A 23,397-nucleotide genomic window follows, 5' to 3' on the forward strand; every position below is an offset into this window, starting at 1 on the left:
GGGGAGGTGGCGAGGCTCGGGGGGCACCGCGGCAGTCTAGTGCGACCGAGGATCCGGCTCGGCCACCGCCGCCGCTCGCCTACGCTGGCAAGGTGAGTACGGTGCGCTTGAGTGGTCAACTCGTCTGCGAGAACGAGGAGCAGTCGGCCATCGTCGCCGCCCACCTGCCGCTTCACCTGGCGCTGACCCGCGCCGAGGTGGGCTGCGTTTCGTTCGATGTGACCCCCACCGACGACCCGCTCATCTGGCAGGTCGATGAGTGCTTCGCGGATGCCGCCGCCCTCCACGCCCACCAGGAGCGCACCGCTGCCAGTGACTGGGGCCGTGCCACGAACGGGATCGAGCGCCGGTACACGATCGAGGGCATCTAGCCGTACCGACCTCGATATCGACCGACAGAGTTGTTGGATCGTACGACGCTGCCCTCGCGGCGTCGCGGCAGGAGTTGCCCGGGTGAGGAGATCTGCCCGGTTGCGAATGCCTGGACGCTGAGGGCCCGCATTTCGGCGGATCTCCGCGTTTCGGCAACCGCACCCGGGCGGATTTGCCCGGGTGAGGAGATCTGCCCGGGTGAGGAGATCTGCCCGGGTGAGGAGAGATCTGCCCGGTTGCGGATGCCTGGACGCCGAGGGCCCTCATTTCGGCCGATCCCCGCGCTTCGGCAACCGCGCGGTGAGGAAATCTGCCCGGGTGAGGAGATCTGCCCGGGTGCGGATGCCTGCACGCTGAGGGCCCGCATTTCGGCGGTTCCCCGCGTTTCGGCAACCGCGCGCAAGGCCGCACCCCGGCGCGCGCGTCGGAATTCAGGCTGTGGAGCGCGACGACGGCAATTTCGGGGTCGAATCGGCTCGCCAGCCTGAATTATGACGGGTTCTCGGTCATGCGTTTGGGGCGGGAGCGAGGAGATCCGACCCCTCGCCACGCCCCCTCACCCGGCGAGCGCGCGGTGCACGGATGCCACGGCGCTCGAGCCCTCGCCCACGGCGGCGGCGACCCGCTTCATCGACCCGCGGCGCACGTCGCCGGCGGCGAACACCCGCGGGATCGACGTCTCGAACGGCAGCGGCTCGCGGCCCAGCGACCGCCACTGGTCCAGCGACTGCCTGGTCACGTCGGCGCCGGTGCGGATGAAGCCGGCGTGGTCACGGTCGACGGCCTCCAGCCATGACGTGGCGGGATCCGCGCCGATGAAGCAGAACAGGCCGCTGGCATCCACGGGGCCGACGGTGTCGATGTCGACCGCCTCCAGCGCCTGTTCCCCGTGCAGCCCCACGACGCGGGACCCGGTGTGCACCTGGATGCGTCCCTCCTCGGCGATGCGGTCGACCAGATAAGACGACATGCGCGCCCGCAGGTCGTCCCCTCGCACCACCAGGTGCACGGGGCAGCCGTGGCCGGCCAGGTACAGCGCGGCCTGACCGGCCGAGTTCGCACCGCCCACGACGATCACGGGCGACCCGGCGACCTGCTTGAGCTCCAGCGGCGTCGCCGCGTAGTAGATCGCGGAGTGCTCGAAGTCCTCCCAGCGGTCCAGCTGCAGCCGTCGGTAGGCGGCGCCTGCCGTGACGATCGCGGCGCGCGCCATCACCGCGCGACCGTCGGCGAGTTGCACCGCCAGTTCGTCGCCGACCGGGCGCAGCCCCACCGCCTCGCACGGCGCGCACACCCGCACGCCGAACTTGATCGCCTGCAGCGACGCCTGGCCGATGAGCGTCCCGCCGCTGACCCCGAACGGAAAACCCAGGAAGTTCTCGATGCGTGAGGTGGCCGCCGCCTGCCCGCCTGGCGCGACGGAATCCAGCAGCACGGTGGACAGCCCTTCGGATGCCGCATAGATCGCCGCGGCAAGCCCCGCCGGCCCGCCGCCGATGACGACCACGTCGACGCTGCCCTCATCGGTCGGCTCGTAGCTCAGCCCGAGCTGCTCGGCCACGATGCCGGGGGTGGCACGGGGGATCGGCTCGCCCTGGATGAACGCGATGGGCAGGTCTTCCACCGGGTACTCGTGCAGCGGATGCGACAGCGGCTCCCCCGGCGGCAGCGCTACTGCGGTGTGCACCAGGTCGAGGCGCTCGGCGAAGCGGCGCAGCGCCAGGAACTCGCTCGACCCGCCCGACCCCACGAACTTCAGGGTCATCGCCGCCGGCCCGCGCCGCAGCGACTCCCTCCGGGCCCACAGCGCGTGCAGGATGATGTCGCCCAACTCATCGTCGTCGGCCAGCAGGCGCCGCAGCTCGCGGCGGGACAGGCTCCGCACCCGGCCGGGACGCGTGGCCCGCGCCGACAGGAACGCCCGCTGCCCGTTGAGCAGGCCCAGCTCCCCCGCGAACGATCGGGGTCCGACCGTTGCCAGCACCAGCTCGTCGCTCCAGGCCAGCGCGTCGCGGAGCAGCTCGATCTCCCCCTCCTCCACGAGGATCATCGGGTACTCCCGGTCCCCCGTGCGGAAGACGTAGTCCCCCGCCGCGACGTCGAACGCCTCCGCACGCGCCGTCAACCGCGCCCACTGCGCATCGGTGAGGCGGGGCGCCAGCTCCGGGTCGGTCACCTGCGGCATCGGCATCCTCAACCTTCCACCCGGATCGCGCGCGTCTCGGCATCCGTCTGCTCGAGCGCACGGATCAGTGATTGGGCATCGTACGGCCCGGTATGACGGCGTCCGTTGACGAACAGCGTCGGCACGGACGTGATGTTCATCGCCTCGGCGTCGAGCATGTCGTCCTGCACGCGCGCGGCGACCACGGCCGATTCCAGGTCGCGTTCGAACCGCGGCACGTCCAGCCCGGTCCGCTCGGCGAGGCGGATGATGTCGGCGGGCCGCTGGTTCTCCTGATCGGCGAACAGTGCCCGCTCGAACTCGAAGAACTTGCCCTGACGCGCCGCCGCCTCCGACGCTTCGGCTCCGGCGAGCGCGTTGGGGTGCTGCCGGGTCAGCGGTGCGTGCCGCCACACGTAGCGCAGCCGGTCGCCCAGCTGCTCGTGAACCTGCTGGATCGATCCGGACGCCTTCAGGCAGAACGGGCACTGGAAGTCGCCGTACTCGACGATCGTGTAGGGCGCGTCGGCGGCGCCGAAGATGTGGTCGCGGGCGGGATCGACCGGCCGAACGAGCACCTGACCCGACTGGGTGTCGGGGTGAACGGCGTCGGAGATGCGGAAGATCGCGGTGGCCAGCACGAACGCGATGACGGATGCCGCCAGCACGCCGACCCGCGCTTCGTTCTGTGCCATCGGCTCGGTGATGGCGAGGTCGACGATGAACAGCGAGATGGTGAAACCGATGCCGCACAGCGCGGCGCCGCCGGCGATGCGGTCCAGAGTGAGACCCGGTCCGAATTCCCCCAGCCGCAGCAGGCGCAGCACCGCCGCCGACCCGAGCACGCCGACGAACTTTCCCACCACCAGCGCGACGATGATGCCCCAGGTCAGCGGCGACACCAACGCGGCCTGCAGGATCTCGGGCGTGACGATCACCCCGGCGTTGGCCAGGGCGAACACCGGCAGGATCACGTACGCGACATACGGCGAGTACGCCGACTGCAGGCGCTCGTTGATGGAGATCGATTCGCGCAGGCTGTTGGCCGCGGCCCGGGCGTATTCGGTGTTGGGCGACTGCCGGAACGTGCGGGCCAGCTCCAGGGCGTGCTCGACGTCGCGGCGGTTGGGCCGGTAGACCGGCACCAGCAGCGCGATCGCGACGCCGGCGAGGGTGGGGTGCACGCCGGAGGCGAGGAAGGCCAGCCACACGATGATCGCGAGCGTCGCGTACACCGGGCCTCGGCCGCCGCGCAGGTATCGGGTGGCGTAGATGCCCGCGAGGCCCACCGCGGCGATCAGCAGCGGCATCGGCACGAAATTCTCGGTGTACACCAGGGCGATGATGCTGAGCGCGCCGATGTCGTCGACCACCGCCAGCGCGAGGAGGAACACGCGCAGTCGGCCGGGCACGCGCGGTCCGATCAGCGCAAGCGCGCCGACGAGGAACGCCGTGTCCGTCGAGATCACGACCCCCCACGCCCCGCCATGCCCGCTGGGACCTGCGATCAGCACGAACAACAGGGCCGGGACGGCCAGTCCTGCGATCGCGGCGATGACGGGGACCATGGCGCGCGACCAGCTCGTCAGCTCGCCGATCGCGAACTCGCGGCGCACCTCCAACCCCACGGTGAAGAAGAAGATCGCCATGAGGGCATCGTTGACCAGCGCATGCAGTGTGAAGTCCAGGTGCAGATCGCCCACCCCGATCGACAGGTCGGTCTCCCAGAACGACGCGTACCCGCCGCCGGCGAGGTTGGCCCACGCGATCGCGATCGCGGTGGCCAGCAGCAGCAGGAGCGCGCCCATCCGCTGCTGCCCCATCGCGCCGACCATCGCCGCGATCGACTCCTTGGGCTTGCGGGCGGCGCGCGGGTGCCGTGGCGGTGCTCCGATTGTGGAAAAGTCGCTCATCTGCTCTCCACTCCCACGATGTCAGCAGATAACCATCTCAGCACTCCTGGTTCAAGTGAGGGCCGCCGCGTAGAGTTCCACGCGTGAGCGGACCGTCTGGAGGGCGCTGATGACCGAGTCACAGATCAACCCCACCGTGCCGCCGTCGGGCACCGGCTGCGTCGAGTGCGAGGAGACCGGCAGCTGGTGGGTCCATCTGCGGCGCTGCGCGGTGTGCGGGCACATCGGCTGCTGCGACTCGTCCCTCAACAAACATGCCACGGCCCACTTCCACAGCTCCGGCCACCGCTACGTGCAGAGCTTCGAACCAGGCGAGGACTGGTTCTGGGACTACGTCACCGAGGAGACGTTCACCGGTCCTCCCCTCGCACCGCCGACGAGCAGGCCCGACGACCAGCCGTCGCCCGGACCCCGAGGCCGCGTGCCGGCCCGATGGCGCGAGCTGCTCGCGGCCGGTGGGGCGGCTGGCTAGGGTCGGACAGATGAGCTCCCTGCGTCTCCTCTTCCTCGGCGGCACCGGCACCATCAGCACCGCGTGCGTCCGCGCCGCCGTCGCCGCCGGTCACGACGTCACCGTCCTGAACCGCGGCACCCGTGACTGGGAGCTTCCGGCATCCGTCCATCAGATCATCGGCGACGTCCGCGATGCCGCGTCGCTGCGCGCGGCCGTCAAGGATGAGCGGTTCGACGTGGTGGCCGACTTCCTGTCGTTCGTGCCCGAGCATGTCGAAACGGTGCTGTCCGCCGTGGAGGGCCGCGTCGGGCAGTACGTGTACATCAGCTCGGCGTCGGCCTACGAGAAGCCGCCGCGGTACCTGCCGGTCACCGAATCCACGCCGCTGCGCAACCCGTTCTGGCAGTACTCCCGCGACAAGATCGCATGCGAGCAGCTGCTCGTCGACGCGCACCGGTCGCGGGGCCTGCCGGTGACCATCGTGCGCCCGTCGCACACCTACAACCAGACGAAGATCCCGACCATCGGCGGATGGACCGACATCGCCCGGATGCGGGCCGGCAAGCCCGTCGTGATCCACGGCGACGGCACCAGCCTGTGGACCATCACGCACGCCGACGATTTCGCGGTCGCCTTCACCGGGCTGCTGGGAAATCCGGCCGCGATCGGCGACGCATTCACCATCACCGGCACCCACGCCCCCACCTGGAACCAGATCTACCGCTGGCTCGCGGATGCCGCCGGCGTCACCGACCCGCAGTTCGTGCACGTCGCGAGCGAGACGATCGCCGCGTGGGCACCCGAAGTCGGTCCGACCCTGCTGGGCGACAAGGCCCACTCGGTGACGTTCGACGTGTCCAAGGTCACCCGGCTGGTGCCGCAGTTTCGCACCACGATCACCTTCGACGAAGGCGCGCGGCGCATCGTGGAGTTCTACGACGCGCATCCGGAGGAGCAGCGCGTGAACGCATCTCTGGATGCCGCGTTCGACGCGATGGTCGCCCACGCCCGCGGAGCCGGCACGCCGGCCTGAGTTCGGCCCCGGCCCCGCCGTGGCTCATGGAGGACGGGCGCGGGGTCGGCGCGGGTTTGCCGGGGTGAGGAGATCTGCCGGGCTGCGGATGCCTGGGCGCTGAGGGACCGCATTTCGGCGGATCTCCGCGTTGCGGCACGGGGTCGGGTGCGGCTGCGGCGGAATGCGGGCGCGGCCGCAGGCCGGGCGGGGCCGGGCGCGCGACCCCGGGCGTCGGAATTCAGGCTGAGGGGCGGGAACCCGGCGATTTCGGGGCCGAATCTGCTCGACAGCCTGAATTCCGACGGCGGTTCGCGGTGGGCGGCCATGAAGCCATCACGAGCGCCAACGGAGGGGTGCCGGCTACAGGACTTGAACCTGCAACCCCCGTATTACAAGTACGGTGCGCTACCAATTGCGCCAAGCCGGCTAGGCCCGGGATTCCGGGCTTCTGCGGGTGCCTCATGCAGTTCGGGGGTAACCCACCCCGCACAAACCCCGCACATTCATTTCGTCATCACCGAGTCTAGAGCGTCCGCGGCGCGACTACCGCCCACCGTCTTCGACATGTAGGTGTTCATCGTCAGCGAGGGGTTCGCGTGCCCCAGGTACTCCGCGATGTCGCGCGCAGTGAGGCCCGCCTGATCGAGCGCCGTGGCCACCGTCTTCCGGAAACTGTGGAACGTGTAGTCGGGGAGCCCCAGGCGCTTGCGCGCCTCCTGCCACTCCGCCGCGGTGTTGCGCCGGTCACGGCGCTTCAGCAATGGCGTGGGGAATACTGGGCCGTCACTCCGCTCGCGAGCAGACAGAACACCGAGCACGCGAGCAGGGACCGTGATGCGCCGCTCCCCCGCCGTCGTCTTCGACTTCCGCACCGTCACGACACCCGCGTCCAGGTCCACGTCTGCCCAATCGAGCGCGACCGCCTCGCTGATGCGAACGCCGGTGCCGGCGATGAACTCGATGAGGTCAACCATGTCCATCGCCTGCAACCGCTCGTCGCCGCGCACCTTCTCGAGCAGCCCCGGCAACTCGCCCAGCGGCACCGGCACCGCACCAACAGCCTTGGCCTCGATCGCAGCGAGCTCACGCACAGGGTTGGTCTTCACCGCGTCGGATCGGGCAGCGAGGCCCATCATTCCGGACAGCACAGCGCGCGCCTTCTTCGCCTCCCCTGGACCGTTCTCACGGGTGATCGTGTCGAGCAGGCGCTGCAATCGCTCAGAGGACGCCTCCGACACGGCCAGGTCGCCTATCCGAGGCACGATGACCTTGCGCACCGAATGCTCGTAGGTCTCGACCGTGCGTGGCGCCCGGCCGGCCTTCGACGCGAGGAACCGCTCGCCGAGGTCACGGATGCGAGTCTCCCGCTTCACATCACTCGCAGAGGTCGCTTGCACCTCCGTTAGCGCCTTCCGCAACGCCGTTTCGGCCTTCGCTTGGGAGGGGGCGAACCGCTCGACTTGGCGCAACTTCCCGTCGTCGAACCTGTATCGCGCCCGGGCCCGCCACTTGCCCGGCGCTACCTCTACGGCGCGGATCGCGCCATAGCTACTCAGCGGCGTCCGAGGGCGGGGCATCATGACCACCCCCAAGAACATTGCCAGTCCAGATCGTGTCGAGAATTGATCGCGTCCCGGAACCCATCTCCTCCAGAGCTTCTAGCTCCGCGAAGGTCACCAACGACGGCTCGATCGCCGCGCTCACCGCCGCCCGAACACCGTCGATATCGTCCGCGTGGGTGTACGCCACGAATCGATCGTGGCGCACCCGTTCACGCTTCAGATCGAGCTGCTTAGCGTCGAGCAAAGTTGCGTACCAGTGTGGAACATCGCGGCCCGAGGTCGGTTGACCAACAGCCTCGTCCCTGAGCATCGCGAGCTGATCGTCGTTTCCCTGGACCAAGTTCGAAAGTGCGAAGAGAGACTGCACGAACTTCGACGCCGCATCCGCGAGATCAGTAGTGCGCCATTCGACCTGATCATAGGCCGCGAACAACCGCTCCTGCAGCGTGCCAGAAGCCTCGAGCAGGTCGCCTAGATCACGTCCGAGCGCGCCAGCAATCACGTTCGCCTCCGCCAGCCTGACCGACCTCTGCCCCTTCTCGATCCGAGACACCGCCGAGGCGTCGACTTTCATGCCGCGTTCCGCCAGGGCGCTCGCGAGCTCCTTCTGGCTCATGCCGAGCAACGACCGCGCCTTCGCGACTGATGAACCGAACGACTCGTCAATATTTGCCATGAGCGACATCCTATGCTCCACGGCGCAATCTCGTGGTACGTTGTTGTCACCGACATTGATTGTTGAACACGACAACCGTAAGGACCGGCTATGGCCACCCACTCGCAGGACACATTGGCACTCGATCTACCGCCGCTGGCGACGAGGCAGCAGGTCGCCGAGTACACGCAGATCTCTGTCCCCACACTTGCCCGTTGGGCGATGCATGAGGAAGGCCCGAAGGTGACGAAGATCGGTCGGGCATGCAGGTACAAAAAGGCCGACGTGCTCGCGTGGATCGACGGCCTGGCGGAAACGTGCTGATGCCAACCGCGCAGCAGATACAGCGCCCCGCCCAAACGGAAAAAAGCCCCCAGGTTCAGAGCGCCAACTCTGCTGGGGGCAACGACCGAATCTCTACCAAAGGAACGATCATGAAAGACGCTATCAGCGTACGGCCCGTCCCCGACGTCGTGTCAAGCGCTCGCAGTCGGCTCGACGACATCCGCTCCCCGATCAACGACCTCGTTGAGCGGCGCAAGAACCTGATGATCACTACGCTCGCGGAGCTGATCGCGTCCGGAATCAACGCTCGCATCTGCCACGCGAACTACTCGCGCGTGCCCCAGGTCGGCGCCACAGGGTTCGTAGTCGAGAGAGTCGCGGCATACCCCGGCCGTGTCGAGCACGATCTCTCCATTCGTCCCGGGCATCCCGCTCACGGCCGGCTCCCCGGCCCGTACTCCGGGACCCTCGCCAACCAGTTCTTCATCGACTGGGGTCAGCACGAGGTCATCCTTGTCGATGATGACCACAGCTACCTCGTCGTCCCGACCCTCACCCCCGAGGACGAAGAAGCCGGTCACTGGCGAGCCATCGGAAGGCTCCGCAACATGGCCAAGTCAGAGTGCATGCGGGTACGCGTGCGCGGGCTCGACGTCGCGCTCATCGACCCGTTCAACAACGTCGTCCACGAAGGAGACATCGTTACCGCCTTCGCATGGATGCACGGCATCGACTACACGAAGGGTCAGGTGCAGTCATGACGTGCGCAACCTTCGACTGGTGCGATCAGGACCACAACGCGGATGACCCGCGCGACCCCGAATGGCACCGCAAAGAAGCCACCGTCAACAGCGGCGAGATCGACCTCGAGTTCGTGCTCGGTATCGAAGCCGGCAAACCGTACCTGTACTGGTCTAGCGCGGCGGAGTACGACGTTCCCGACGTCGGGGACACCACCCTGCTCGACCTGCAAGCGGCGATCCTGCGCATGCAGAACATGTACCTGGAGTTCGCCAAGGCGCACAGCGGTGCGACCGCAGAAATCACCCCCGATGCCGCTTGGAACGCCAACGAGGCAGCGGAGATCGTCGGAGTAACCACAGACAACACGAAGCTCTGCATCTTCGGCACGGACGGTGAGATCGCACTCGACCGCGACAGGAGCCTCGCCCTGGCGCTCGCGACCCGACTCACTATCGCCGCATCAGAACTCCGCGAGGCCCCTGCCCCCGCCCTCAAACGGCACCCCAGCGTCACCCTCGCACTCGCAGAGCGAGACGTTTGACGCCCCGCGGGTGGGTGGCCCAACAGTCTCGGGCCACCCACCATCACATGCCTGCCGCCGATGCGGGCACGGCGCTAGATAACACGGGTAGGCCCCCGGAAGCCTGCTCCACATATTGAAAGGGGGAGGCGTGACAGCGATCGACGAACTCACCCGCTGGGCACTCTCCGCAACAGTCAGCGGCAATAGGCAGGTCGGAGCTTGGGCGAGCAAGTGTGTGCTCATCGCCCTATGCCAGTACGCGAATCAGGATCTCGAGGCGTGGCCATCTGCTGACAGCATCGCCGCGGACGTCGGCATGACTCGACGCGACGCACGCAACGCGCTGGACGCGTTGGAGCACAACCGACTCATCGAGCGGGCATCCCGCCAGGTCGGAAGGTCTACACGTTGGGTGATCCTCGCTGACCTGGCGGGATATCCCGCCACGAAACCGGCGGGCGACGTGGCGGGGAACCTGGCGGGCGACGTGGCGGGGAACCTGGCGGGCGACGTGGCGGGCTTCGTGGCGGGGTATCCCGCCACGAAGGGAAAGGAAGAGAACAAGAAGGGAGGGGCCAGCGACCTGACCCCCCTCTCCCCCTACTGCGCTATCCACCCCCTCGGGACAGACCAGCCATGCCGTCCATGCGGTGAAGCACGCAAGCGGGCCATGGCGAACACCGCTCGGCAGCCGGCAGCCGTTTTCATGCGCACAGTCCAGCCCGGGGTCCACTGCGCTCCCGGAACACACCGCACGGTCGCAGACGGCACCTGCATCGACTGTGACATCCGCGCAGACGAGGTGGCCTGACATGGGACGTCCAGCACCCAAGCCGTACAACTTCGACGCCCTCACCTTCGCATGGAACAACCCACACGAGTTCGCCAACCAGATCGCCCTGTACTACTCACAACTCGCCCGGGAAGGTCACGGCGAATCGGTCGACTGGACGGAGGCCCGCCATGACAGGAGCTAACTCCGGTCGCACCGAGTCGCTGGGCGGTGCCGCGTGACCTACCTACCCGACGAGCCCGTGATCATCCTCACGGCATCTGATGCCCGCATCCTCTGGCAGGCCGCACGCCTCAACGAGCTCCGATTGAAGCACCGCACAGGGGGCAACAACCGCCTCTACTCCCTGCTGGTGAACGTGTACCGCGTCGGGCTCGCAGTCTCCCCCGATGCCGCACCCGGCAACGAAACGCGGCAAGAAGCGGCATCGGAGGAACGTGAGTACTGGACAACACAACAACTGGCGAAAGCGACGGGACAAGCGGAACGAACCATCCGACTACACATCCAGGACAAGACGATCCCCGCAACCAAACCCGGCAAGAGCTGGCTCATCCACAAAGACGACGCCACCACCTACATCGCCAGCGGACGAAAGCACTGAAAGGAAACACCATGGCCCTCGACGCACTCGAGAACGAGATCCTCACCCTCCGCGACCGCGCCAAAGTACTGCAGCGCAGCCACGGCAACGCGACACGCGAGATCGAAAGCGACACCAGCCTCAGCGCCACCGGCAAGGAGGACGCCAAGAAGCGCAGCTACGACAGCCACCGCGCCAGCCTGCGCGAACTCCGCCAGCGCGAAGAGCAACTGATCAGCAGCAAGATCCAGGAACTCCAGGGCCGCATCGACTCCACAAGCGGACGCACCGCCGCGGACATCATCGCCTTCCGCGACGCCCAGGACCGAGCCGACCGCATCGCCAAGCCCGAGCAGGCGCAGCCCATGCTCGAGCGCGCCATCCGGCAGAACGACACCTCGCTCGCCCACGCAATCTTCCGCCGCGCCATCGAGAACGGATGGCGCAGCGTCCAAGATGCGTTCACCGCGCACCGGCCCGAACTCACCGACGTGGTGCGAGACCTCAACCGCCTCAACGCGCTCAAGGAGAACAGCTTCGAGCGCACGATGCAGTACGCGTTCATCCTCCGATGACCGAAGACAACCGCGCGACCATCCAGATCGACGATCGCCGCCTCGACCTACCGCAAGCCGAAGCATGGGCAGTCTTCCGCGAAGCGATCAGCACAGCACACCGCGGAGGGTTCATGCCCATCTCCCAAGACACTGCGGTCTCGATCACCAAGAGCACACGTCTCTCACTCACCATTCGCGGCGAGTTCGCCGAGGCATACCAAGCACTGCTCACCATCGACCGAACCAACAGAGACAGAACCGGGCGGATCTCATGACGACCCCGCGCAGCACCCAGGGGAGGGTACCCCTCAGCCTCAGCCGCCCAGGTCTCCGGGTACTGCCGACGTCCCTCTCTGAGATTTTTTTCGACACCGGTTGAGCATCGTCTCGCCGGCTGACTGACAGGACTTCACATGGAAACGAACGAATTTGGGGGCGGTGAGGATGCGGTGGTGACGCCGTTGACGATCGTTCAGCGGCGAGAAGAGCGACTCGCCGCGGAAGGCGGGACGCGCCAACCGCTGCTACTTCTCTGAGCGCTCCATGTGAAGGCGTCCATGGCCGCTTTATCCTCAGCCCCGTAGGTCCGTAGATCGGACAGGCTCCATCGCTCGGTCGTGCCCGGGGCATAGTGGAGCACTTGAACGCGACATGCGCGCAACGGTGCCCGCCCACAGGGTCCCGGCTGTCGAGCACTGCCCGATAGCCGATCGGCGGATTCAAGCGGTCATCGCAACAGGACCGATTTGATGATCTCATTCGGGGTTTGGAACTCGAGCCGTTTGCGGGGTCGGTCGTTGAGTTCGTGGGCGACGGCGTCGAGCTGGCCTTCGGTGAACCCGTCGAGGTCGGTGCCTTTCGGGAAGTACTGCAGCAGCCCGTTCGTGTTTTCGTTGATGCCGCGTTGCCAGGGTGAGTGCGGGTCGCAGAAGAACACCTCGATGCCGGTATCGATGCGAACCTTCTCCCAGTCGCGCATCTCTGGTCCTTGATCCCAAGTCAGTGCGCCGCGCAGCTGCACCGGGAGCTGCTGGATCTTGCGGGTCAGTGCGGGGGCGACCTGGTCGGGCTTGTAGCCGTCGGGGAGGTGAACGAGCATCGTGAAGTTCGAATGTCGTTCCACGAGCGTGCCAATCGCAGACATGTTCCCCGCGCCGATGATCAGGTCGCCTTCCCAGCTTCCCGGGACGGCCCGATCACTCGCCGTCGGCGGTCGCTCCGAGATGTTGACCATGTTGGGGATCCGGTTCTTGCGCTGCCCGACCTTCCGACTGGGATGACGCAAGCCCGCGCCCGGTGCGTAGATGCCGGGTCAGCTTCTGTTTCAACGCGCCCCGCGACTGCACGTAGAGCGACTGGTAGATCGTCTCCACGCTCACCTGCATCTCCGGATCATCGGGGAGCTCTCGCCTCAGCCGGCCGGCGATCTGCTCCGGCGGTCGACGCTTAGCCAGGTCCTGCTCCACTCTCTCACGCAGTCGCAGGTTGGTCGCCGGCTTCGCCGGCTTCGGCCGGCACGCCCGCCCCATCGCCGTCATCTGCGCCATCGACGCCCGATATCGGCCACGCACGGGGTTCCGGGACAGTTCCCGAGACACCGTCGACGGCGCGCGTCCTAGTCGCTTCGCGATCGCGCGTACCGACTCGCCCCGCGCGACGCCGACCGCGATCTCTTCCCGCTCGGCGAACGACAGATACCGGCCCTGCAGGTCCCGTCCGTGTCGCGGCCGGACGCCGCCGGCAGCGACGAGCATCCGTTTCGCCGTCGTGCGGTCCACCCCAATCTGCTCGCCGACCTCACTCGCGAACAGCCCGGCCTGGAAACCGTCCCACGCCTGCTGCACTGCATCGAGCCGGAACCTCAACGCCAACTCCGCCACAACACTCTCCATTCAGTAAGTGTTGCGACCACCGCAAGAACCCAACGATCCGCATGCGGGCGATGCCCGCGGGTGGTGCCCCTGCGTGCTCCGGCATCCCTTGGGTCCCTGTGCTCGAGCAGGTGGCTCACGCATTCGCGATTACCTAAGAGCGAATTCGACGCGGATACCGCAGTTCTCGCAGAGCATCGCGCTTCGTGTGCAGTCGCGTCCGCAGCTATTCCAGTCGCGGCAGCGATGACACTCGGGGCGGTTGTGTTCGTACGTCACAGGGGCCCAGCACCCGTTGCACCGATGCAGCGAACCGCCGCCCCCGTGATGGGCCGCGTGGTGGTCAACACGCTCGTGAAAGCACGCGCCTGCGATGTAGTACCCCCACGTAGTGCGAATCGTCTGACCGGACGCGCCGACAAGGCGATGCTCCTCGCTGTACTGGCGTGAGACTCTCTTTTTGTAGAAGGTGAGGAGTGGTGATGCGTATCGCTGTAATCGGCGCAGGGATCGGCGGACTCGTGGCTGCTGCCGGGCTGCAATCTGACGGCCATGAGGTGACGGTCTTTGAGCAGAGGCAAAAGCCAAGCCCTGACGGTGCTGGACTGACTCTCTTCAGCAACGCATTCGAGGCGCTGGACTTGCTGGGCCTTGGCGATGTGGTCAGAAGCATTTCGAGTGGAGCAATCGCCTCGATGCGGTCCGGCCAGCGACACCCCTCGGGGTCGTGGCTCATCACCGTGCCTCAAAGCGCGGTCGCTTCGATGCGCAGCGTCCACCGTGTCGAACTGCACCGAGCACTCACCGGACAATTGCAAGCCGGAACCCTGCGCACGGGGAGCGTCGCACTTGTCGCGTCTGACGGCTCCCCGCACGTCACGGTAAACGCCCGGACAGAGCACTTTGACCTCGTAGTCGTCGCCGATGGTATCCGCAGCCGGAACCGCGTCTCGCTCGGCTTGGACGCCGGACTCCACTATGCGGGATACACCGCCTGGCGCGGAGTCACCAGCCGCCCTGTCGATATTCACGGAGAGGCCGGCGAGACCTGGGGGCGCGGACAGCTTTTCGGGATCGTGCCTCTTCCAGATGATCATGTCTATTGGTTCGGAACGTTGACCACAGCAGCAGGCACGGTGTTTCGCGACGAGTACAAGGCAGTTCAACGTCAGTTCGACCAGTGGCATGATCCGATCCAAGAGTGCATCACCGCGACCCAGCCGGATGCGGTGATGCGACACGACATCTACGACCTCGCGAAGCCGCTCCCCTCGTTCGTGCGCGGACGTGCGGTTCTGCTAGGCGACGCAGCCCATGCAATGACTCCCAATCTCGGACAAGGCGCAGGGCAAGGCATCGAAGACGCCGCTACTTTGGCACTCTTGCTTCGCAATGCGGGCATCAACGAACTCGACTCGGTGCTCGCGCGCTACTCCGACCTCCGCCGGAAACGAACCAGCACGATCCAGCAACGCTCGCGCATGGCAGGCCGAGTCGCGCAAGCTGCAAACCCTCTAGCGGTGGGACTGCGTAACGCTGCTCTGAGACTCACGCCGGGCAAGGTCATGGGTGCGCTAAGTCAACGCATCCACGCATGGCCGAAGCGAAGGGAGCTTGACCCGCTTTTCCGGACACCTGAGTTGAGGCGATGATCGTCTCAGAGAGGAGTCCGTGAGATGCCTGCTGCCCACCCGCCGGAGTTCCGGCGTCGAGCCCTGGATCTGGTCGCCCAGGGTAACCCGGTCGGCCAGACCGCCCGTGATCTCGGGATCAGCGAATCCTGTCTTCGGAACTGGATGAACCGGGACGCGGTCGACTCCGGCCGCAAGCCCGGCCTGACCACCGATGAGCATCAGGAGCTCGTCGAGTTGCGTCGTCGGTTGCGGGTTCTGGAGATGGAGAACGAGATCCTCAAGCGCGCGTCGGCGTACTTCGCCCGGGAGAATGTGCTCCCAAAATAGGGTTCCGGTTGGTCCAGGAGCTCGCCGCTGACGGTGTCCCTGTCGCGGTGGCCTGCCGGTTCCTGAACATCTCAACCTCCGGCTACTACGACTGGGCCAGGCGGCCACCGTCTGCGCGGGCCATCGCCGACGGCGAACTGACGGCCACGATCCGGCGCATCCATGCCGACTCTCGGCAGACGTATGGGGCGCCGTGGGTGCTCGCTGAGTTGCGGCTCGGGCTCGACCGTGTACTCCATGGCGCAGAGGGGAGACCTGCCCCACATCCGACTCGGAAGCCGCTATCGCTTCCGCGTCTCAGAGGTGATCGACGCGATGCGGCCAGAGCGCCCAGTAGCGGACACAAGCAGACCGGTCCCTCGCCGACGCGCGCAGCGCTTAGCCGATTATGAACGCGGACTGGAGAATATGCGTGCCGCGACCGCGTACATCGACCGCATCGACCCCCACGGGCGCATGACCCAGGACGAAAGCGTCGAAGCCCTACGGAGAGGCGGGTTCTTAGGGTAGAACCCCGCATTTACCCCGCAAATTCAGCGAGCGGCGAAGAGGCCCAGTGATACGACGGGAGCAGTCGGGGGTACGGGGGGCAGTGGGTCTGACACCCCGCACTAACCTCTGATATCGCCCCGAACTGTATTACAAGTACGGTGCGCTACCAATTGCGCCAAGCCGGCAGTGCTACGCCGTCGCCGACGAAGCCACCACAGAGTCTAGAGCGTCCGGTGTGCGCCAGCCGCCGTCACCCAGTCGTCGGCGGTGCGCTCCAGTTGCGGCCGTCCCAGTAGCGGCGTCCCGCTGCCGTGTCGTACCACCCGGCCGGCGCGGGCGGCCCGGTGCGGCCGGCGGCGACCGCGGCGCGCTCCTGATCGGCGAGCAGGATGCCGTTTTTCACGCCGGTGCGCACGATGAGGTACCCCACCCACAGCACGAGTGCGATCATCCCGAGGTACAGGATCACACCCACAAGGAAAAAGCCCCAGCCGAAGCCCCACATTCCGCGAAAGTCGCTCATGCGGTGAGCATACGACCCTCAGTGCGCGCGCACCGCCAAATTCCGGGCGCCGAACCTGCCGAAGAGCGGGCGCGGCATGACCAGTCCGGCCGCGGAATGCGCGACAGGCGAGCGCCGCCGGGGCCGATTACGGCGTGGCGGTGGGCGTGGGGGTCGGGGTTGCCGATTCCTGGTAGTACGCGTCGCTGGCGAGCGTCATCACGAACTGCGCGAACTCGGCCGGGTCGTCCAGCGCGCCGACATACGGCTCGCCGTTGACGAGCACGGTCGGCGTGCCGGTCAGCGCCAAATTGTCGGTGTGGGGAATGCCCGCGAGAGCGCCGTCGGTGGCGTCACGCGCCCAGGCGGCGAAGCGTCCCTCTTCGATGCAGGCGCGCACCGTCTTGGGATCCTGCACACCGGATGCCTGGGCGAGGTCGGCGAGCTCCTTGTCGGACATCCCGTCCGCATCCACCTCGGGCTGCTTGATGAGCAGCTCGTTGGTGTACGAGAAGAACGCCTCCTGCGAGTGGGTGGCCACGCACGCAGCGGCGCTGGCGGCCCGGAGCGAGTACTTGGTGCCGTTGGACTTGGCGCTGAGCATCGCGACCGGGTAGTACGTGAGCGTCGCCGAGCCGTCGTTGACCCACGTCGCCAGCTGCTCCATGTTGGTCATCTGGAACGTGCGCGACCCCTCCGACAGGTAGTCGACGTACACGCGGATGTCTACGGCCGACTCGCTCGCGGGCGTCGGCACAGCCTCGGGGGCGACCTCCGCCGGCGCCGGGTCGGTGGTTTCGTCGGTCGCCTCGGTGGCTTCGAGCGGCCCGGCGTCGTCGAGGCCGGAGACCGACGAGATCGCGAAGCCGTTGTCCACCTCGTTCGCGGGCGACATCTGCGGCTGCGACGCGTTGCTGGAGACGATCCAGACCAGCGATCCGGCGATGATCCCCATGACAGCGAGCGCGGCCACAGCCAGCACCGAGCGGCGGATGAGGCGCATTCGCGTCTGCTTCGCGTGCACCTGCTGGGCCTTCTCGCGCACGGCTTCGCGGGCGTCGCGCTTGGCGGGTGCGGTCGAGGGATCGTCGCTGGACATGGAACCTTCTGGGAGACGTGCGGCCGGTTGTCCGGCGGGGGCCGCTCGGGTATGCGCGGCGTTATCGATGCTAGTCAGAGTGCCTGGGAAAAGCCCAGACGTGACATACTGAACGCGCACCCGAAGGCGGGCGCGCGGGAATAAGCCCCGCTCAACTTCACTACGGATCGTCCGGCACGTACCTGCCGGTGAAGGAGAAGAAAACATGGCGACTGTCACTTTCGACAACGCAACCCGCTTGTACCCCGGAGGCACGCGCCCCGCAGTGGACAAGCTGAACCTCGAAGTCGCCGATGGCGAATTCCTCGTGCTGGTGGGTCCCTCCGGCTGTGGCAAGTCCACGTCGCTGCGCATGCTGGCCGGCCTCGAAGAGGTCAACTCGGGCCGCATCCTCATCGGTGACCGCGACGTGACCGACGTCCCGCCGAAGGATCGCGACATCGCGATGGTCTTCCAGAACTACGCGCTGTACCCGCACATGACGGTCGCCGAGAACATGGGCTTCGCCCTGAAGATCGCCGGCGTCGGCAAGGAAGAGCGCGCCGCCCGCGTGCTCGAGGCCGCCAAGCTGCTCGACCTCGAGGAGTACCTGACCCGCAAGCCGAAGGCACTCTCGGGTGGTCAGCGTCAGCGCGTCGCCATGGGCCGCGCCATCGTGCGTCAGCCGCAGGTGTTCCTCATGGACGAGCCGCTGTCGAACCTCGACGCCAAGCTCCGCGTCCAGACGCGCACCCAGATCGCGTCGCTGCAGCGTCGCCTCGGCGTCACCACGGTCTACGTCACGCACGACCAGACCGAGGCGCTGACCATGGGCGACCGCATCGCGGTGCTCAAGGACGGTCTGCTGCAGCAGGTCGGCACCCCGCGCGACCTGTACGAGAAGCCGAACAACGTCTTCGTCGCCGGCTTCATCGGCTCGCCCGCGATGAACCTGTTCGCCGCCGACCTCGCCGAGGGTGGCGTGCGCTTCGGTGACGAGGTCGTGCCGCTCGACCGCGACACCGTCGGCCGCGCCAACGGCAGCCAGGTCACCGTGGGTGTCCGCCCCGAGGACATCGTCGTCGGCCCCGCCGACGGCCGTGGCCTCTCGGTCATGGTGGACCTCGTCGAGGAGCTCGGCGCCGACGGTTACCTGTACGGCCACACCGAGATCAACGGCAAGCGCACCGACCTCGTCGCACGCGTCGACGGCCGCAACCACCCCAACGCGGGTGAGACGGTCACCCTCGCGGCCACGGCCGGTCACGTGCACGCGTTCGACATCGAGTCGGGCGAGCGCCTCAACGACAAGCCGGTCGTCTCGGCCTGATCAGCCCAGATACAGCGCGGCGCGGGTAGCCTTAGGGCTCCCGCGCCGCGTCGTTTTCGCCAGGAGTACCCGTTGCCCTCAGCCCTCAGCATCACCGCGAGCTCGGTCGACCCAGGCCTGCTGACCCTGCCGTGGTCCACGCCGCTGGCCGACTGGCCGTCCCAGCACATCGTCTTCCTTCCCAAGGGCCTCTCCCGGCACCTGGTGCGCTTCGCGAACCTGTCCAACCGGGTCGTCGCGATCAAGGAGACCACGGTCGAGATGGCGCGCCGCGAGTACGAGATGCTCGGCAACCTCGCCCGGCTCGACGTGCCGTGCGTCTCCCGCGTCGCCGTCATCGACGGGCGCACCGATGACAACGGCGAACCGCTCGCGGCGGCCCTCGTCACGGCGCACCTGAAGTTCTCCCTCCCCTACCGCGCCCTGTTCACGCAGGTGCTGCGCCCCGACACGGCGTCCCGACTGGTCGACGCCCTCGCGCTGCTGCTGGTGCGCCTGCACAACGTCGGGTTCTTCTGGGGTGACGTGTCACTGTCGAACACGCTGTTCCGCCGGGATGCCGGCGCGTTCGCGGCCTACCTCGTCGACGCCGAGACGGGTGAGCTGCACGAATCCGGCCTCACCCGCGGTCAGCGCGAGCACGACCTCGACGTGGCGCGCACCAACATCGCCGGCGAGATCATGGATCTCGAGGCCGGTGGACGCCTGGAGGGCGGAGTGGATGCCGTGGCGATCGCCGACGGCATCGTCTCGTCCTACCACTCCCTGTGGGCTGCACTGACGGACCGCGAGACGTTCGCCGCGAACGAGTCGTGGCGCATCACCGAGCGAGTGAACCGGCTCAACGATCTCGGCTTCGACATCGGCGAGATGTCGATCCAGTCCACCGCCGACGGCACCCGGGTGTCGATCCAGCCGAAGGTCGTCGACGCCGGGCACCACCAGCGGCGCCTGCTGCGGCTGACCGGGCTGGACGTGGAAGAGAACCAGGCCCGCCGTCTGCTCAACGACCTCGACGAGTTCGCCGCCCGCGTCTCCCGCCTGGGGTCGGACGAGGACATGGTGGCCCACGAGTGGCTCACCCGTGTGTTCGAGCCGGTCGTGAAGGCCATCCCGTGGGACCTGCGCGCCAAGCTCGAGCCCGCCGAGGTGTTCCACCAGGTGCTGGAGCACCGCTGGTACATGTCACAGGGCCGGGGCCGCTCGGTGCCGCTGGCCGAGACGCTGACGTCCTACATCGAGAACGTGCTGCGTCACCGCCGCGACGAGGCGACCGTCGTCGGCCCCGAGACGGAGACCCTGTCGGTCCTGATGTCCACCTCGGCCATCCCGGTGACCGACGACGAAGAAGAATCGGTCGACTGGCGCGACCTGGTCTGAGCGGTCAAAGCCACTCACACGCGGGTTCGCGGGTCAGTACCCCACGGTGAAGCGGTCGCGCGGGTGCTTCGGCGACTCGATCTCGTCGAGCACCGCCACGCCCAGGTCGGGACCGGAGATGAACGACTCCCCCGCCTCGTTGACGACGAGCACGTCCCCGCCGTCGCGATAGGTCCCGGTGCGCTCCCCCACGTTCCAGGCGCCGAACGCGCCCGCGGGGTGCACGAAGAACCAGTCGCGGGCGGCATCCGTCGCCTGCAGGTCTTCCAGCACGCCGATCAGCTCGAGCGACTCCGCCTTGTACTCCTCGGGGAAGTCGGTGTCGATCAGGCGGGGACCACCGGGAGCGACCAGGCTCCCGCCGGCACCGCCGATGACGCCGACCCGCACGTCTTCGGGCAGTGCGGCGACCAACTGCGCGATGGCATCCCGCATCTTGCCGGCCATGTCGCCGCGGGGCGAGGTGGCCACCACGACGACCTCGACACCCTCCAGCGACGTGACGAGCGAGGGCACATCCAGGATGTTGCCCTCCAGGTACGTCGCACCCTCGATGCGGTCGCCCGGCACCGTGCGGGCGACCGAGATCACCGTGTGCCCGCGGTCGACCGCTTCGGCGACGATGTTGCGCCCGGCGTAGCCGGTGCCGCCGATGACGGCGATGCGGGTCATGCCCCGGCCTTCGTGGAGCGCATCGCGGACACCTGGTACAGCGCGACGGATGCCGCGATGCCGGCGTTGAGCGACTCGGTCGCCGCCGAGATCGGGATCGACACGATCTGGTCGCAGGTCTCGGTCACCAGACGCGACAGGCCCTTGCCCTCGGAGCCCACCACGATGACCACCGGACGGTCGGCCAGCTGCAGGTCCGGCAGCGACACGTCGCCGGCACCGTCGAGCCCGAGCACGAACAGGCCCTGCTTCTTGAGTTCCTTCAGCGTGGTCGTGAGGTTGGGTGCCATCGCGACGGGGGTGCGTGCGGCGGCGCCTGCGCTGGTCTTCCACGCGGCCGAGTTGACGCTCGCGCTGCGACGCTGCGGGACGATGACGCCCTGCCCGCCGAACGCGGCGGTGGAGCGGATGATGGCGCCCAGGTTGCGGGGGTCGGTGATGCCGTCCAGGGCGACCAGCAGCGGGGTCTGCCCCTTCTCGAGGATCTCCTCCAGCAGGTCCTGCGGGTGCGCGTACTCGTACGGCGGCACCTTCAGCGCGACGCCCTGGTGCACGCCGTCGAACCCGGCCATGCGGTCCAGCTCCGGGCGGGTGACCTCGAGCACGGGGATGCCGCGGTTGGTGGCGAGCGAGAGCATCTCCTTGACGCGGTCGTCCATCTCCACCCGCTGGGCGATGTAGAACGCCGTCGCGGGGATCTTGGCCCGCAGCGCCTCCAGCACCGAGTTGCGGCCGGTGACCGTTTCGGTGTCTTCGTCCTTGCGCCCGGTGGCGCGACGGGGACCCGTCTTGGACGCGGGCGTGCCCTTGCCGCCGGCGGCGGCGTAGCGCTCCGCGGCGGCTTTGCGCTTGCCGGCGGGGTGCCAGGCGCGGTCCTCGGCCTTGGGTGTCGGACCACGCCCCTCCAGGGAACGCTTGTTCTTGCCGCCGGTGCCCTTGGTGGGGCCCTTCTTGTTGCCCTTGCCTGCGCCGGGGCGTCCTGGCTTAACCATCGATACTCCAATGTGTTCCGTCCGGAGTGTCCTCCAGAGTGATGCCGGCGGCGGCGATCGCATCGCGGATGCGGTCGGCCGCTGGCCAGTCCTTGTCGGTGCGCGCCTGAGCGCGCTGGGTGATCATCGCCTGCACGAGCGCGTCGAGGGCGGATGCCGTCGGGCCGCCGTCGACGGCGGCCCAGCGAGGGTCTTCGGGGTTGAGTCCGAGCAGCCCCGTCATGCGTCCCACCTGCACCGCGGCTCGCGCGGCGGCGTCACGGTCGTCGGCGTCGAGGGCGGCGTTTCCGGCCCGCACGTGCTCGTGCACGACGGCCAGCGCCTGCGGCACCCCGAGGTCGTCGTCCATCGCCGCCGTGAAGGCGTCGGGCAGGTCGGCCACGGTGAGCCAGCTGCCGGCGCCGAGCGTGCGCGCCGCGCGGGTCTGGAAGGTGCGGATGCGATCGAGCGCGGCGTCAGCCTCGTCGAAGGACGAATCCGTGATGTCGAGGTTCGAGCGGTAGTGCGCCGCCGCGAGGGCGTACCGCACCACCAGCGGGTCGCGCTTGCCGAGCACGTCATCGGCGAGCAGGAAGTTGCCCAGTGACTTCGACATCTTCTGGTCACCGACGGTCACCAGGCCGTTGTGCACCCAGTAGCCGGCAAACGCGTCGCCCGCCGCGGTGGACTGGGCCAGTTCGTTCTCGTGGTGCGGGAAGCGCAGATCCAGGCCGCCGCCGTGGATGTCGAACGACGATCCGAGGTAGCGCCGCGCCATGGCAGAGCATTCGATGTGCCAGCCGGGCCGGCCGCGTCCCCACGGCGACTCCCACGCGGCATCCGCGGGTTCCTCGGGCTTGGCGCCCTTCCACAGTGCGAAGTCGCGGGGGTCGCGCTTGCCACGCGGGTCGGCGTCGGCGGCCGGTTCCATCGCATCCAGCGACTGCCGCGTCAGCTCGCCGTAGGCGGGCCAGGAGCGCACGTCGAAGTACACGTCCCCGGCGCCGGCGCCGTCGCCGGCGGCGTAGGCGTGGCCGGCGTCGATGAGCTGGGCGATGATCTCCTGCATCTGCGGGATAGACGCCGTCGCACGCGGCTCATACGTCGGCGGCAGGATGCCGATCGCCGAGTACGCACGCGTGAATTCCAGTTCCATGCGGTACGCCAGCGCCCACCAGGGCTCGGCGGGCGTGGCGTTGGCGAGCACCTTGTCGTCGATGTCGGTGACGTTGCGCACGAACGTGACCCGCCCGAAGCGGTGGGCGAGCCACCGCCGCAGGATGTCGAAGCTCAGCGCGCCGCGCAGGTGCCCGATGTGGGGACCCGACTGCACGGTGGGACCGCAGACGTAGACGGTGACGTTGGCGGGGTCGGCGGGGACGAAGTCGCGCAGTTTCTGCGTCTTCGTGTCGTAGAGCTTCACGCCCGATCCCCGGTTCGTCACTGCACCAGCCTACCGGCGGCACCACCCCGCCCCGGGGCGCCGTGATCAGGCCGACACACCGATCGGCTAGAACTGA

General features: G+C 67.7%; 25 protein-coding genes, 1 tRNA gene and 1 pseudogene. 16 read left to right on the top strand and 11 right to left on the bottom strand.

The window, feature by feature from the left end:
* The first annotated feature begins 92 nt into the window (after nt 1-92).
* The gene (locus NQ151_RS05375; RefSeq protein ID WP_257508232.1) at nt 93-371 is read left to right on the top strand and encodes a putative quinol monooxygenase; all 279 of its coding nucleotides are present in this window, start codon (nt 93-95) and stop codon (nt 369-371) included.
* Nucleotides 372-928: 557 nt separating this feature from the next.
* On the opposite strand, the gene NQ151_RS05380 is transcribed toward NQ151_RS05375, so the two are convergent.
* Both NQ151_RS05380 and nhaA read right to left on the bottom strand, forming a co-directional pair.
* The gene (locus NQ151_RS05380) at nt 929-2,557 is read right to left on the bottom strand and encodes an FAD-dependent oxidoreductase (RefSeq protein WP_257527259.1); all 1,629 of its coding nucleotides are present in this window, start codon (nt 2,555-2,557) and stop codon (nt 929-931) included.
* Nucleotides 2,558-2,565: 8 nt separating this feature from the next.
* The gene (gene nhaA, locus NQ151_RS05385; protein ID WP_353477563.1) at nt 2,566-4,371 is read right to left on the bottom strand and encodes a Na+/H+ antiporter NhaA; all 1,806 of its coding nucleotides are present in this window, start codon (nt 4,369-4,371) and stop codon (nt 2,566-2,568) included.
* Nucleotides 4,372-4,558: 187 nt separating this feature from the next.
* On the opposite strand from nhaA, the gene NQ151_RS05390 reads away from it, so the two are divergent.
* Nucleotides 4,559-4,921 carry a UBP-type zinc finger domain-containing protein gene (locus NQ151_RS05390; RefSeq protein WP_257527261.1) on the top strand — a complete coding sequence of 121 codons (363 nt, stop codon included), beginning with the start codon at nt 4,559-4,561 and terminating at the stop codon, nt 4,919-4,921.
* Nucleotides 4,922-4,931: 10 nt separating this feature from the next.
* Nucleotides 4,932-5,936 carry an SDR family oxidoreductase gene (locus NQ151_RS05395; protein WP_257527262.1) on the top strand — a complete coding sequence of 335 codons (1,005 nt, stop codon included), beginning with the start codon at nt 4,932-4,934 and terminating at the stop codon, nt 5,934-5,936.
* Nucleotides 5,937-6,272: 336 nt separating this feature from the next.
* Here NQ151_RS05395 and NQ151_RS05400 read toward each other — a convergent pair.
* The 3 genes from NQ151_RS05400 to NQ151_RS05410 form a co-directional block, all read right to left on the bottom strand.
* Nucleotides 6,273-6,345: transfer RNA gene (locus NQ151_RS05400), tRNA-Thr, on the bottom strand.
* Between the two features lie 76 nt (nt 6,346-6,421).
* Nucleotides 6,422-7,291 carry a site-specific integrase gene (locus tag NQ151_RS05405; protein WP_257527263.1) on the bottom strand — a complete coding sequence of 290 codons (870 nt, stop codon included), beginning with the start codon at nt 7,289-7,291 and terminating at the stop codon, nt 6,422-6,424.
* 175 nt (nt 7,292-7,466) lie between these two features.
* Entirely contained in the window at nt 7,467-8,156 is a 690-nt protein-coding gene (locus tag NQ151_RS05410; RefSeq protein ID WP_257508226.1) for a helix-turn-helix domain-containing protein, read from the bottom strand.
* Nucleotides 8,157-8,246: 90 nt separating this feature from the next.
* On the opposite strand from NQ151_RS05410, the gene NQ151_RS05415 reads away from it, so the two are divergent.
* The 8 genes from NQ151_RS05415 (at nt 8,247) to NQ151_RS05450 (ending at nt 11,895) form a co-directional block, all read left to right on the top strand.
* Nucleotides 8,247-8,459: a helix-turn-helix transcriptional regulator gene (locus NQ151_RS05415; RefSeq protein ID WP_257508225.1), complete on the top strand. Its 213-nt coding sequence runs from the start codon at nt 8,247-8,249 to the stop codon at nt 8,457-8,459.
* A gap of 110 nt (nt 8,460-8,569) precedes the next feature.
* Complete coding sequence (locus NQ151_RS05420) at nt 8,570-9,181, top strand: hypothetical protein (protein ID WP_257508224.1); 612 nt, start codon at nt 8,570-8,572, stop codon at nt 9,179-9,181.
* Entirely contained in the window at nt 9,178-9,705 is a 528-nt protein-coding gene (locus tag NQ151_RS05425) for a hypothetical protein (protein ID WP_257508223.1), read from the top strand. The genes NQ151_RS05420 and NQ151_RS05425 overlap by 4 nt, the downstream gene beginning before the upstream one ends.
* A gap of 130 nt (nt 9,706-9,835) precedes the next feature.
* Nucleotides 9,836-10,498: a helix-turn-helix domain-containing protein gene (locus NQ151_RS05430; protein WP_257508222.1), complete on the top strand. Its 663-nt coding sequence runs from the start codon at nt 9,836-9,838 to the stop codon at nt 10,496-10,498.
* Between the two features lies 1 nt (nt 10,499).
* Nucleotides 10,500-10,664: a hypothetical protein gene (locus NQ151_RS05435; protein WP_257508221.1), complete on the top strand. Its 165-nt coding sequence runs from the start codon at nt 10,500-10,502 to the stop codon at nt 10,662-10,664.
* 33 nt (nt 10,665-10,697) lie between these two features.
* Nucleotides 10,698-11,084: a helix-turn-helix domain-containing protein gene (locus NQ151_RS05440; RefSeq protein WP_257508220.1), complete on the top strand. Its 387-nt coding sequence runs from the start codon at nt 10,698-10,700 to the stop codon at nt 11,082-11,084.
* Between the two features lie 11 nt (nt 11,085-11,095).
* On the top strand, nt 11,096-11,638 hold the full coding sequence (locus NQ151_RS05445; RefSeq protein WP_257527264.1) for a hypothetical protein: 543 nt from the start codon (nt 11,096-11,098) through the stop codon (nt 11,636-11,638).
* The gene (locus tag NQ151_RS05450; RefSeq protein WP_257508218.1) at nt 11,635-11,895 is read left to right on the top strand and encodes a hypothetical protein; all 261 of its coding nucleotides are present in this window, start codon (nt 11,635-11,637) and stop codon (nt 11,893-11,895) included. The genes NQ151_RS05445 and NQ151_RS05450 overlap by 4 nt, the downstream gene beginning before the upstream one ends.
* Before the next feature lie 452 nt (nt 11,896-12,347).
* Here NQ151_RS05450 and NQ151_RS16820 read toward each other — a convergent pair.
* Nucleotides 12,348-13,512: pseudogene (locus NQ151_RS16820) on the bottom strand (IS30 family transposase).
* Between the two features lie 461 nt (nt 13,513-13,973).
* Between NQ151_RS16820 and NQ151_RS05465 the strand changes: the two are divergent.
* From NQ151_RS05465 to NQ151_RS16750, 3 genes are all read left to right on the top strand, one after another.
* A complete protein-coding gene (locus NQ151_RS05465) occupies nt 13,974-15,143 on the top strand; it encodes an FAD-dependent monooxygenase (protein WP_257527266.1) in 1,170 nt (389 codons plus the stop codon).
* Between the two features lie 24 nt (nt 15,144-15,167).
* Nucleotides 15,168-15,452, top strand: coding sequence for a transposase (locus NQ151_RS05470; RefSeq protein ID WP_257527267.1), 285 nt, complete (start codon nt 15,168-15,170; stop codon nt 15,450-15,452).
* A gap of 183 nt (nt 15,453-15,635) precedes the next feature.
* On the top strand, nt 15,636-15,962 hold the full coding sequence (locus tag NQ151_RS16750; protein ID WP_350338708.1) for a helix-turn-helix domain-containing protein: 327 nt from the start codon (nt 15,636-15,638) through the stop codon (nt 15,960-15,962).
* A gap of 232 nt (nt 15,963-16,194) precedes the next feature.
* On the opposite strand, the gene NQ151_RS05475 is transcribed toward NQ151_RS16750, so the two are convergent.
* Together NQ151_RS05475 and NQ151_RS05480 are read right to left on the bottom strand one after the other, a co-directional pair.
* Nucleotides 16,195-16,467 carry a hypothetical protein gene (locus NQ151_RS05475; protein ID WP_257508213.1) on the bottom strand — a complete coding sequence of 91 codons (273 nt, stop codon included), beginning with the start codon at nt 16,465-16,467 and terminating at the stop codon, nt 16,195-16,197.
* Between the two features lie 127 nt (nt 16,468-16,594).
* Complete coding sequence (locus NQ151_RS05480; RefSeq protein WP_257508212.1) at nt 16,595-17,545, bottom strand: DsbA family protein; 951 nt, start codon at nt 17,543-17,545, stop codon at nt 16,595-16,597.
* 205 nt (nt 17,546-17,750) lie between these two features.
* On the opposite strand from NQ151_RS05480, the gene NQ151_RS05485 reads away from it, so the two are divergent.
* On the top strand, nt 17,751-18,854 hold the full coding sequence (locus tag NQ151_RS05485) for an ABC transporter ATP-binding protein (protein WP_257508211.1): 1,104 nt from the start codon (nt 17,751-17,753) through the stop codon (nt 18,852-18,854).
* A gap of 72 nt (nt 18,855-18,926) precedes the next feature.
* The gene (locus NQ151_RS05490) at nt 18,927-20,234 is read left to right on the top strand and encodes a DUF4032 domain-containing protein (protein WP_257508210.1); all 1,308 of its coding nucleotides are present in this window, start codon (nt 18,927-18,929) and stop codon (nt 20,232-20,234) included.
* A gap of 33 nt (nt 20,235-20,267) precedes the next feature.
* Here the strand turns inward: NQ151_RS05490 and NQ151_RS05495 are convergent, their stop codons facing one another.
* Genes NQ151_RS05495 through cysS form a run of 3 tightly spaced genes read right to left on the bottom strand, consistent with a single transcriptional unit; the run spans nt 20,268 to nt 23,321 of the window.
* Nucleotides 20,268-20,906 carry an NAD(P)-dependent oxidoreductase gene (locus tag NQ151_RS05495; RefSeq protein WP_257527268.1) on the bottom strand — a complete coding sequence of 213 codons (639 nt, stop codon included), beginning with the start codon at nt 20,904-20,906 and terminating at the stop codon, nt 20,268-20,270.
* Nucleotides 20,903-21,898: a 23S rRNA (guanosine(2251)-2'-O)-methyltransferase RlmB gene (rlmB, locus tag NQ151_RS05500; RefSeq protein WP_257508208.1), complete on the bottom strand. Its 996-nt coding sequence runs from the start codon at nt 21,896-21,898 to the stop codon at nt 20,903-20,905. Before rlmB ends, NQ151_RS05495 begins: the two co-directional genes overlap by 4 nt.
* The gene (gene cysS / locus NQ151_RS05505; RefSeq protein ID WP_257527269.1) at nt 21,891-23,321 is read right to left on the bottom strand and encodes a cysteine--tRNA ligase; all 1,431 of its coding nucleotides are present in this window, start codon (nt 23,319-23,321) and stop codon (nt 21,891-21,893) included. Before cysS ends, rlmB begins: the two co-directional genes overlap by 8 nt.
* Nucleotides 23,322-23,397 lie beyond the last annotated feature (76 nt).

The sequence above is a fragment of the Microbacterium sp. zg-YB36 genome, from assembly GCF_024623575.2.
GTDB lineage: Bacteria > Actinomycetota > Actinomycetes > Actinomycetales > Microbacteriaceae > Microbacterium.

Coding starts and splice junctions, on each gene's coding strand:
- NQ151_RS05380 (WP_257527259.1), bottom strand. CDS start 2,557: ATGCCGCAGGTGACCGACCCGGAGCTGGCGCCCCGCCTCACCGATGCG.
- nhaA (WP_353477563.1), bottom strand. CDS start 4,371: ATGGTCGGCGCGATGGGGCAGCAGCGGATGGGCGCGCTCCTGCTGCTG.
- NQ151_RS05390 (WP_257527261.1), top strand. CDS start 4,559: ATGACCGAGTCACAGATCAACCCCACCGTGCCGCCGTCGGGCACCGGC.
- NQ151_RS05395 (WP_257527262.1), top strand. CDS start 4,932: ATGAGCTCCCTGCGTCTCCTCTTCCTCGGCGGCACCGGCACCATCAGC.
- NQ151_RS05410 (WP_257508226.1), bottom strand. CDS start 8,156: ATGGCAAATATTGACGAGTCGTTCGGTTCATCAGTCGCGAAGGCGCGG.
- NQ151_RS05415 (WP_257508225.1), top strand. CDS start 8,247: ATGGCCACCCACTCGCAGGACACATTGGCACTCGATCTACCGCCGCTG.
- NQ151_RS05420 (WP_257508224.1), top strand. CDS start 8,570: ATGAAAGACGCTATCAGCGTACGGCCCGTCCCCGACGTCGTGTCAAGC.
- NQ151_RS05425 (WP_257508223.1), top strand. CDS start 9,178: ATGACGTGCGCAACCTTCGACTGGTGCGATCAGGACCACAACGCGGAT.
- NQ151_RS05435 (WP_257508221.1), top strand. CDS start 10,500: ATGGGACGTCCAGCACCCAAGCCGTACAACTTCGACGCCCTCACCTTC.
- NQ151_RS05445 (WP_257527264.1), top strand. CDS start 11,096: ATGGCCCTCGACGCACTCGAGAACGAGATCCTCACCCTCCGCGACCGC.
- NQ151_RS05450 (WP_257508218.1), top strand. CDS start 11,635: ATGACCGAAGACAACCGCGCGACCATCCAGATCGACGATCGCCGCCTC.
- NQ151_RS05465 (WP_257527266.1), top strand. CDS start 13,974: ATGCGTATCGCTGTAATCGGCGCAGGGATCGGCGGACTCGTGGCTGCT.
- NQ151_RS05470 (WP_257527267.1), top strand. CDS start 15,168: ATGCCTGCTGCCCACCCGCCGGAGTTCCGGCGTCGAGCCCTGGATCTG.
- NQ151_RS16750 (WP_350338708.1), top strand. CDS start 15,636: ATGGGGCGCCGTGGGTGCTCGCTGAGTTGCGGCTCGGGCTCGACCGTG.
- NQ151_RS05475 (WP_257508213.1), bottom strand. CDS start 16,467: ATGAGCGACTTTCGCGGAATGTGGGGCTTCGGCTGGGGCTTTTTCCTT.
- NQ151_RS05480 (WP_257508212.1), bottom strand. CDS start 17,545: ATGTCCAGCGACGATCCCTCGACCGCACCCGCCAAGCGCGACGCCCGC.
- NQ151_RS05485 (WP_257508211.1), top strand. CDS start 17,751: ATGGCGACTGTCACTTTCGACAACGCAACCCGCTTGTACCCCGGAGGC.
- NQ151_RS05495 (WP_257527268.1), bottom strand. CDS start 20,906: ATGACCCGCATCGCCGTCATCGGCGGCACCGGCTACGCCGGGCGCAAC.
- rlmB (WP_257508208.1), bottom strand. CDS start 21,898: ATGGTTAAGCCAGGACGCCCCGGCGCAGGCAAGGGCAACAAGAAGGGC.